This window comes from Terriglobales bacterium, assembly GCA_035624455.1.
Taxonomy (GTDB): Bacteria; Acidobacteriota; Terriglobia; order Terriglobales; family Acidobacteriaceae; genus DASPRM01.
The window spans coordinates 24,005-30,004 of the sequence record DASPRM010000013.1; the positions used below are offsets into that span (position 1 = coordinate 24,005).

At 56.9% G+C, this 6,000-nt stretch carries 5 protein-coding genes; 3 read left to right on the forward strand and 2 right to left on the reverse strand.

Annotated features, from left to right (window positions below):
* The first annotated feature begins 105 nt into the window (after positions 1-105).
* From purM to VEG30_01690, 3 genes are all read left to right on the forward strand, one after another.
* Positions 106-1,161 carry a phosphoribosylformylglycinamidine cyclo-ligase gene (gene purM / locus VEG30_01680; GenBank protein HXZ78608.1) on the forward strand — a complete coding sequence of 352 codons (1,056 nt, stop codon included), beginning with the start codon at positions 106-108 and terminating at the stop codon, positions 1,159-1,161.
* 208 nt (positions 1,162-1,369) lie between these two features.
* Complete coding sequence (gene purN / locus VEG30_01685; GenBank protein ID HXZ78609.1) at positions 1,370-1,984, forward strand: phosphoribosylglycinamide formyltransferase; 615 nt, start codon at positions 1,370-1,372, stop codon at positions 1,982-1,984.
* Positions 1,985-2,135: 151 nt separating this feature from the next.
* Positions 2,136-2,846 carry a PEP-CTERM sorting domain-containing protein gene (locus tag VEG30_01690; protein HXZ78610.1) on the forward strand — a complete coding sequence of 237 codons (711 nt, stop codon included), beginning with the start codon at positions 2,136-2,138 and terminating at the stop codon, positions 2,844-2,846.
* Positions 2,847-3,222: 376 nt separating this feature from the next.
* Here VEG30_01690 and VEG30_01695 read toward each other — a convergent pair whose 3' ends face one another.
* On the reverse strand, positions 3,223-4,275 hold the full coding sequence (locus VEG30_01695) for an IS110 family transposase (GenBank protein HXZ78611.1): 1,053 nt from the start codon (positions 4,273-4,275) through the stop codon (positions 3,223-3,225).
* Positions 4,276-4,470: 195 nt separating this feature from the next.
* Complete coding sequence (locus VEG30_01700; protein HXZ78612.1) at positions 4,471-5,223, reverse strand: PEP-CTERM sorting domain-containing protein; 753 nt, start codon at positions 5,221-5,223, stop codon at positions 4,471-4,473.
* Positions 5,224-6,000: the final 777 nt, after the last annotated feature.

A 6,000-nucleotide genomic window follows, 5' to 3' on the forward strand; every position in this document is an offset into this window, starting at 1 on the left:
TACTGGATTTTCGTGCCGGGCCGGACAGTTCCACAGATCAGTACAGTTTTGGCTGGATGCTAGAATAAGGGGCCTTTCGGCACTCCCCAGGATCGACGACCCAACTTGCCACAAGACGCCGCATCTCCTGATCGTGAAATTACCTACGCCGATGCCGGCGTGGACATCGAGCGCGCCAACCGCACCAAGCAGCGAATTCGCTACCTTGCTCACCGCACCTTTAATAAAAGCGTTCTCAGCGACATTGGCGGCTTTGGCGGTCTGTTCGCGGTAGACAAAAAGAAGTACCGCGACCCGGTATTGGTCTCCAGCGTAGATGGCGTGGGCACGAAGTTAAAAGTCGCCTTCGAGATGAATCTGCACCACACGATCGGCGCCGATCTGGTCAATCACTGTGTCAACGACATTGCCGTGCAGGGCGCCGCTCCGCTCTTCTTTATGGACTATTTCGCCACCGGCAGACTCGATCCGGATATCGCCGAGAAAGTTGTCAGCGGAATTGCCGACGCCTGCAAGCACAACGGTTGCGCCCTGATTGGCGGCGAAACCGCCGAGATGCCCGGCTTCTACGCCAATCGAGAATACGATCTGGCCGGCTTCATCGTGGGCGTAGTCGAGCGCGACAAAATCATTAATGGAAAAAGTGTTCAGGTCGGGGATGTGCTGGTGGGTCTTCCCTCCAACGGATTGCATACCAATGGCTATTCCCTTGCCCGCAGGCTTTTGTTTGGCGAAGCCCGCTACTCCACCGAAACCTACGTGAACGAGCTGAAAGGCAAAGTGGGCGGCGAACTCATGAAGACCCACAAGAGCTACTGGCCGGTGGTCAAGCGGATCGTAGAAGCAGAAGCAGTATCCGCCATGGCGCACATTACCGGCGGGGGCATTACCGAGAACCTTCCGCGTGTGCTCCCCAAGGGCACGGCGGCGGTGATCCAGATGGGAAGCTGGGCGGTTCCCCCAGTCTTTACCCATATGCAGAAGCTGGGGAATCTCTCCCAGGGCGAAATGATGCGCACCTTCAATATGGGGATCGGCATGATCCTGGTAGTCCCCACCAAGAAGTTCAAAAAGGTCCAGACCATCCTCGAGCGCGCCGGTGAGAAGGGTTACACCATCGGCCGCATCATCAAAGGCGAGCGCAAAGTCGTTTACGCGTAGGGAAGATGCGCTCGCGCGACAATCTCCCATTCTTGTCATCCTGAGCGAGGCGCCCGGTTGATTTTCCCGACCCGCGCTTGTCGGGTGCCCCACCCTCTAGCCCCGCAGGGGCGTAAGGGTGGGATCAGATGGGCTTCCCCTGACCAACTCACTTCCCCGTGACGTCCACACTTGTCGGGTGCCCCACCCAATGAAAGAATGAGCTCAGATGAAGCATCTGGGCATCCTTCTCTCCGGACGCGGCTCCAACTTCGCGGCTATCGCGCGCTCTTGCCAGGAAGGGCGCATTCCCGCCCGCATCGCACTCGTGATCTCCAACCGCGCCGAGGCGCCGGGAGTCGAGCATGCCCGTCAATTGGGATTAAATGCCCTGGTGATTCCTTCCAAGGGCAAACAACGCGAAGAACACGATGCCGAGGTCGTAGCCGCGCTCAAGGACGCCCAGGTTGACCTGGTCTGCCTGGCCGGCTACATGCGTCTGCTCTCGCCGCTGTTCATCCGAGCCTTTCCGCAGCGAATCTTGAACATCCATCCTTCCTTGCTGCCGGCATTTCCCGGACTCGATGCCCAGAAGCAGGCCTTCGAGCACGGCGTGAAGATCTCGGGGTGCACTGTGCATTTTGTCGACGAGTTTCTCGATCACGGCGCCATCATCGTGCAGCATGCCGTCCCCGTTCTCGAAAACGACGACGAACACACTCTGGCAGCACGCATCCTCGAGCAGGAACACCTCTCCTACACCGAGGCGATCAACATCGTCCTGTCAGGAAATTACGAGGTAGTGGGCCGCCGGGTGGTCGTGACGACCGGAGCAGGTGTCTAGACGGGCTGGAGGGGCGGTAAAGCGGCTCCACTCTCATGTGCAGCACTTTGCACACATCAGCGCTGATGTACTGAAATTTCTAGACTTATAGTGGCACCCAACGTGCTCCTGCGAGTGAAGAGGTTTCTCAGTCTTGGGCTAAGAGGGTCAAATGAAAAAGCTATTGGCAGTATGCCTGTTGATGTTGCTGGCAGGGGCGCTGGGTCCAAGCGCTCTAGCGAATCTGATCGGAACGACACCGGCAAACCCTGGTGATACGGTCTTTCCAGGAGATGCGACCGGTGATGTTCCCGGAACGCTGCTGGCCAGCCTGTCCGCTCCGTTTGTCTCCTCACTCGGCACCGATTCCGGAACTGTAGTTTCGGCCGTTTACCAGGAGTCGGGTGGAACTCTGGATTTCTATTACCAGGTCACGAATAACGTGACTGCTCCCAATTGCGGCTTGCCTGGGCAACAGCCCTGCGATCCTCTGGCACGTGTGACGGCCACGAATTTCTTTGGGTTTACGACTGCGTTGGGCTTTCGTAGCGATGGCGGAACCCTTGGAGGAGCATCACCATTTGTTGATGGTGTCGTTACTCCATTCACTGGTGATCGCAACAGCGTTGGAGACGTGGTTGGATTCAGTTTCACCCCACCAGATTCCTCTAAGATTCAGCCGGGAGAAACTTCTCTTGTGCTGGTCATCAGCACCAATGCCACGAATTTCAAGCCGGGTAATGTCTCTGTGATTGATGGCGGAGTGACGACCGTCGCCTCATTCGAACCGGCAGCCCCAGTTCCAGAACCCACCAGCCTGGCCCTGCTGGGGAGCGGCCTCGTCGGAGCGTTCGGCGCGATTCGCAAAAAGCTGCGCAAGTAAGCAGTTAAAACAAGACTCAGGTAAAGCCGCTCTTTCGGAGCGGCTTCTTTTTTGCCGCATTGCCTCTTCTGCTTGATAGAAACTGGCAGCCATACTGGCAAACGTAAAGACCGCTGCTAGTCGTGTGAAATCGCCATCTCTAACAATGTCGGCGGTGTCAAGTTCTCTTCGAGCACACTGCTGCCTGCACTCTTAGAAGAGCGCCATTTCGCTCTCGTGGATGGTTTGCGCTTTTCCAACCTCAGGCTCGCCGATAATCGTGGCGGTCAGGAACTCAGTCCGACCCAACCATCTCTTCGATCACAACCTCGATCATGATTACTTGTGCGAACTCCCCTTTCCGGGGAGCGGGATACCCAATCATTACGTCGGTGATTTACTCGACACCATAGCGATTTCCGGGCTCTCCCGCGTGCGAACCGAGCTTGTGCATCTGGCCGTAGTCGCAGCCCTGGCGCCACATCCAGTACAGATGTACCGCCAGCTTCCGCGCCATCGCTACTTTGGCGATCTTCCGTCCGCGCCGCATGGCGAGATGGAAAAACTTGCTGCGCCACTGCGGTTGGCTGCGCACCGTGACCTGCGCCGCTTCCACCAGCAGATAGCGAAGCAGTGCATTGCCTTGCTTGCTGATATGCCCCAGGCGGCGCCGATCGCCGCTGGACTCCTCCGAGGGAACCAGCCCGACATAGCTGGCGATCTGCTTCCCGCCGTGAAAGCGTTCCGGATTTCCGATCACCAACTCGAAGGCTAGTGCCGTCAGTGGACCGACTCCAGGATGGGTCATCAGCCGCCGCGTCACCGGACGCTTCTCCACTTCCTCTTCCAGTGCTTGTGTCAACTCCTGGATCTTCGGCCTGAGTTGGTCGAACAAGTCGAGCAGGTCTTGCCGCCGTCGGCTGGCCCAGGGAGCCAGTACCAACGATTCCAGTTCGTTGCGACCGGCTGGCCGCCACAGTGCCTTCTTACGCCGCAGGCCTTCGTTAAGCGCTACCACATGCAGCTGATTCATCACCCGGGTGCGCATCTGCACCAGTCGGTGTCGATGCCACAGCAGTTGTCGCAGATCACGATTCTCTGCATCTGCGACCCAGATCCGCGGGAAGCGGTCTTCCACCATCAGTCTCAGCAACAGCTGTGCGTCCTGCCGATCGGTTTTCTGCTTGCGCACCCGTTTGCTGCGAACTTCCGCTGCGTCCCCGATCCACAACTCGAACTGCAACTCGCGCAGCAAACGCTCAAACCAGCCTGCGTGCCCGCTAGCTTCCATGCCCACCCGCACACGCAAACTTCGCTCTTTAAGCGTGCCGTAAAACTGCTCGGCTTCTTCCCGGTGGGTTAGCCGCCGTTCGGCGATCTCCCCTGTCTCGCTGTCTACATAGGCAATTTGCTGGAAGCCCGGATGATAGTCACAACCTATAATCAGCATGTTCGGCTCCTTTCCTCCGAGCCCTTTGGTTGGTTTGCCCCGCCAAAGTCTACTCGGGCCTGGGAGCCGACATTGTTATGGAATCATTACACTCATAATCCGGATCGGCAGCGCTTTCGCCTGTTTTCAACACTTAACGTTCTCGAAATGAAAACAGCCGCCCGAAGGCGGCTGCTTTAGAACGTACAACCCGCTCTACAGTTTCAGCTTGCGGCGAATCATCCCCGCTACCCCAAGCAAGCCGCTGCCCAGCAGAAGCATGCTGGAGGGTTCGGGAACAGGTGGCGTTGTAGTCGAAGATACCGTAATCGTCGCGGAATACGTATTGGTCACCGAGCCCGGACCGCCCGGAGCAAACGCCGCTAATACCGTCTGGAAGGGAAGCGTGAACTGCGAAGTGAAGACTCCGTTCCAAGTCTCGGTACCATCTGCCGAAACTCCCTGAAATACCCATGTCGCGGAGGAGCCTGGTGCATTCGGTGGTGGTGTGTTTAGGAAACTGAAGGGCGAGGCAGCACCCGGCAAGCTCGGGGTACAAGTCTGTCCGACAGCGGGCGGACTGGCGGCGCATCCTGCAGGGTCGTAGATCCCGGGGAAGATAAAGCTGATGAGCAGAGGCGACAAAGCAGGAGCAGCGTCGAAGCTGATAAAGGGCCGCGTCGGGAACGCCACTCCTACGGGCTCTGTGGCACGGTTCAGGTCATCGATTGTTACGGTTGTGCCTCCCAGTGCCGAGTAGATTCCCGTCGGGCCAGGTCCTACGGTGGCTTTGTCTGGGGGGAACGGCGACAGGTCGCTTGTCCAGGTGATGGTATTTTGCGTGAAGGTTACGGTTCCAGCGATGTTGAACGTGCCCACTGTGGTAGCAAGAGCAGGCAGCGCTGTCACTAAAGCCAGCCCAATTACGATCAGCAAAGCCGATCGACGTCGCCTTTCGAAAACACTCATAACTTCCTCTCCGATGCTCCGGTCGTGTACGTCTAGGCTCCAGCATGTTGGAGCCCAGCTAGGTTGGTTTTCTTGAACCCGACTTCCCAGGAGAGCTTACTAGGGATAGGGTCCTAGTGAGGCTTGGTTCTATTTCTTGTCTTGGGCAATCGGCGATCCAAACCATCCACAGCATTGCATTTTTATAATCAATGGATTAGGGACACGTTAAGTTATGTTTCTGCAGAAAGATGCAAAACTCTGCGCAATTAATGGAAAGTTCATGGACTAGGTGCTACCAATGGGCTACAAGGCAGCGCGGCGTTGTTTTTGGCCTTCGCCACAATTTCGATTGCGCGGACGCGCTCAAACAACGGACAGCGGAGAGGACGACAAAAAGTTGTGAGTGTAGCCGTGTTTACAACAGTTAGGGATCCCTTCTCGGCAGGAGGACTCGAAGTTGATGCGCTACTGCAACTTGGCGTACTCGACCTTGGCTTGCTCAAAAAAGGAGTCTCCGGGTCGGCTCCATTCCACAGGCCTGAGTTGCATTCTTTTCGCGGGTCGTTAGCTGAGTCTTTTTGCAGAGCTCATCCATAGTATGATGGCCAACTTTCGGCTCCGCATGTTGCGAAAATCGCATGGTTCACTGCGGTAGCCGAACATCACGGCCCGCTTAGGCAGCACAGGAGGCCCCCATGGAAGACATTCGAGTCAGGCTCTCAGTGTTATGGCTGTTTGCGACGCTCAACTATATCTATGCAGATGTGTTTTTCTGTGTTGACGTCTTGGGGTCGA